Origin of the sequence: Bradyrhizobium sp. SHOUNA76 (genome assembly GCF_023006445.1) — a bacterium.
Lineage (GTDB): Bacteria > Pseudomonadota > Alphaproteobacteria > Rhizobiales > Xanthobacteraceae > Bradyrhizobium.
Window position 1 is genome coordinate 1 of the sequence record NZ_JALBHA010000615.1, and the last position, 3,331, is coordinate 3,331.

Sequence of the window (3,331 nt, forward strand, 5' to 3'; positions counted from 1 at the left end):
GAGCCGGCTTGGCGGCCGCGGCACGCGGGTCGTTCGGCTTGTAGAGGCCGCGCCGCTCCGGAATCGGGCGGAACGTATCGGTCAGACCGACCACGGTTTCGGCCGCGCCCAGCACCAGGAAGCCGTCGGGCTCGATCTGGCGCGCCAGACGGTTGAAGATGTTGATCTTGGTATCCTGGTCGAAATAGATCAGCACGTTGCGGCAGAAGATGACGTCGAAGGTGCCGAGCTGGGAAAAATCGTGCAGCAGGTTGAGCTGCCGGTGCTGGATCATCGCCCGCAGCTCGGGATTGATCTGCCAGGTCTCGCCGGTCTGCTTGAAATATTTCATCAGCATCTGGATCGGCAGGCCGCGCTGCACCTCGAACTGGCTGTAGATGCCGGCCTTGGCCTTCTCCAGCACCTCCTGCGACAGATCGGTCGCGATGATCTCGACGCGCCAGCCGGTCAGGGCCGCACCCATCTCCTTCAGGCTCATCGCCAGCGAATAGGGCTCCTGCCCGGTCGAGCCGGCGGCGCACCAGATGCGCACGCTCCGACGCGCCGCGCGCGCCTTGATGACCTCGGGCATGATGGTGTCGCGGAAATGATCGAACGGGACCTTGTCGCGGAAGAAGAAGGTCTCGTTGGTGGTCATGGCTTCGACCACGTCGGTGATCAGCGTGCGCGAGCCGCCTTGCAGCTTCTGCACCAGCTCGGGGATACCGGAGAGCCCGGCCTTGCGGGCGAGCGGCAGCAGGCGGCTTTCGATCAGATATTGCTTGTCTGCGGACAGGTCGAGCCCGGAATTGTCCTTCAGGAACTTGCGCAGATACTCATACTCGGTCGGGGTCACGGATGGCCTCTTCGAAGCTGTACTGGAACACTCTGGCCAAAGCACTTCGGCCAGACACACTCAGACCATGGCTTGTCCGACCGGGATCAAACCAACCTCTGCGAATTTGTCGGCGATGATGTCCTTGTCGAAGGGCTTCATGATGTACTCATTGGCGCCACCGCTGAGCGCCTGGGCGATATGAGCCACGTTGTTCTCGGTGGTGCAGAACACGACCTTGGGCTGGTCGCCGCCGGGCAGGCGGCGCATGTGGCCCATGAATTCGAAGCCGTCCATCACGGGCATGTTCCAGTCCAGCAGCACCGCATCGGGCAGCTGCCGCTGGCAGATCTCGAGCGCCTTCGAGCCGTCCTCGGCCTCGGTGACTTGGAATTCCAGGCCTTCCAGGATCCTGCGCGCGATCTTGCGAACGACGCTGGAATCATCGACCACCAAACACGTCTTCATTTTGGTTCTCCGGCTTCGATGTTTATCGTTGGCTCACGCAGCCATTTGCACTTCGGTCTTGAGCTCGAGGACGCGATCGACGTCGAGGACGACCATGAGCTGTCCGTCGAGGCGGTGGACGCCGCCGGCGAGCTTGGCCATGCGGGGGTCGAGGTTGACGGGGTTCTCTTCCATGCCCGCCTCGGGCAGGCGCAGCACCTCGCCGATCTGGTCGATCAGCAGGCCGTAGGATTCGCCGCGCAGGTCGACGCCGACCGCCATCGGCACCTTGCCGTCCTCAGGCTGCGGCAGGCCGAGACGGGCGCGCATGTCGACCACGGTGACGATGCGGCCGCGCAGATTGAGGACGCCCGCGATCTCGCGCGAGGACAGCGGCACGCGGGTGACGCGCTCGGGCATGAACACGTCCTGGACGCGCGAGATCGGCAGGCCGAACAGCTGGCCGCCGATCATCGCGGTGACGTACTCGACCATGGCGCCTTCGCTGGACTGGGTCTTCTTGCTCATATGCGTACCTCTTGATCCCTGTCCTGCTCTTAGGCCGCTGCCCGGCTCAGCTCGGAGGCGCCGGCGGCACCCGCGGTCTGTTCCTTCAGCGCCGCGATCAGACCGGGACGGTCGAACTTGGCGACGTAGTCGTGGAAGCCGGCCTGACGGCCGCGCTCGATCGCCGCCGGCGACACCAGGGCGGACAGGCCGATGATCGGCATCGAGCCCAGATTGTTGTCGGAGCGGATCACCTCGGCGAACTCGAACCCGTTCATGTCGGGCATCTCGATGTCGGTCAGCACCACGTCGAAGCTCTGCGCGCGCAATGCCGCGAGGCCCTCCTGCGCGGTCGGCGCGGTGCGGACGCGGTAGCCGGCCGCCTTCAGGACGGGCGCCAGCATGTTGCGGAAGAAGGCGCTATCGTCGACCAGCAGCACCGACTGCGAATGCATCGACGGCTTCATCTCCTTGCGGGTGAACCAGTCGGCGAACGCCATCGGCAGGAAGTGGCCGACGTCGATCACCTCGGTGGCCTGGCCCTTGATCACGGCCGAGCCCAGAATGCCCTGGCTGGAGCCGCCGACCTCGATGTTGAGCCGTTCCTCGACGATGTCGATGATCTCGTCGACGACGAGGCCCATGGAGCGGCCGTCGTCGGCGAACACCAGGATCGGCTGGGCGCCCTGGCTCGCAATGGTGACGCCTTCCATGGCGATGAGCGGCATCAGCTGCTCGCGGTACTGCACCATGTAGCGGCCGTTCGAGAACTCGATCTTGTCGGCGGGCAGCTCTTCCAGGCGCGTGACCAGCCCGAGCGGGACCGCCTTGGGCTGGGACGAGCCGGCGCGGAACACCAGCAGCGAAGTGGTCTGCTCGCCCGAGCCGATGTGATGGGCGCCGTTCTCGTCGCCCATGTCATGGGCCGAGGAGCCGGCGGCGCCGAGCGCCTTGGCAATGCCGTTGGGGTCGATGATCATGATGACCGCGCCATCGCCCAGGATGGTGTTGCCGGAGAACATGTCGATGTGACGGAGTTTTGTGGACATCGGCTTCACGACGATCTCTTCCGTATGGAAGACACCATCCACGACGATGCCAAAAGTCTGGCTGCCGACCTGGGTCACCACGATGAAGCCGTTCTCGGGATCGGAGGCCGCGCCGTCGTCGATCTTGAGGAGCTTCTTCAGATGGATCAGCGGCAACAGCTTGTTGCGCAACCTGAGCACCGCGGTGTCCTTGATGCGCTCGATGCGGTGCTCGGAGTTGGCGCGGGCCCGCACCAGCTCGACCACCGAGAGCTGCGGGATCGCGAAGCGGTCGCCGGCGGCTTCGACGATCAGGGCCGAGACGATCGCCAAGGTCAGCGGGATCTTGATGGTGACGGAGGAGCCTTCGCCGGCCACGCTCTTGATGTCGATGGTGCCGCCGATCTGGTCGATATTGGTGCGGACCACGTCCATGCCGACGCCGCGGCCGGAGACCGAGGTGATGGCGGCCGCGGTCGAGAAGCCCGGCGCGAAGATGAACTTGTGGATCTGGGCTTCGCTCATCTTCTCGAGC

Annotated in this window: 4 protein-coding genes; all 4 read right to left on the reverse strand. The window is 64.8% G+C overall.

Annotated elements, in window-relative coordinates:
• On the reverse strand, positions 1-835 hold an 835-nt coding region (locus MOV74_RS34400; protein WP_246931418.1), incomplete at its 3' end, for a protein-glutamate O-methyltransferase CheR.
• A gap of 60 nt (positions 836-895) precedes the next feature.
• Complete coding sequence (locus MOV74_RS34405) at positions 896-1,282, reverse strand: response regulator (protein WP_028143851.1); 387 nt, start codon at positions 1,280-1,282, stop codon at positions 896-898.
• A gap of 33 nt (positions 1,283-1,315) precedes the next feature.
• Positions 1,316-1,789, reverse strand: coding sequence for a chemotaxis protein CheW (locus MOV74_RS34410; protein ID WP_246931419.1), 474 nt, complete (start codon positions 1,787-1,789; stop codon positions 1,316-1,318).
• Positions 1,790-1,818: 29 nt separating this feature from the next.
• The coding region (locus MOV74_RS34415; protein ID WP_246931420.1) for a chemotaxis protein CheW at positions 1,819-3,331 on the reverse strand (1,513 nt) is incomplete at its 5' end.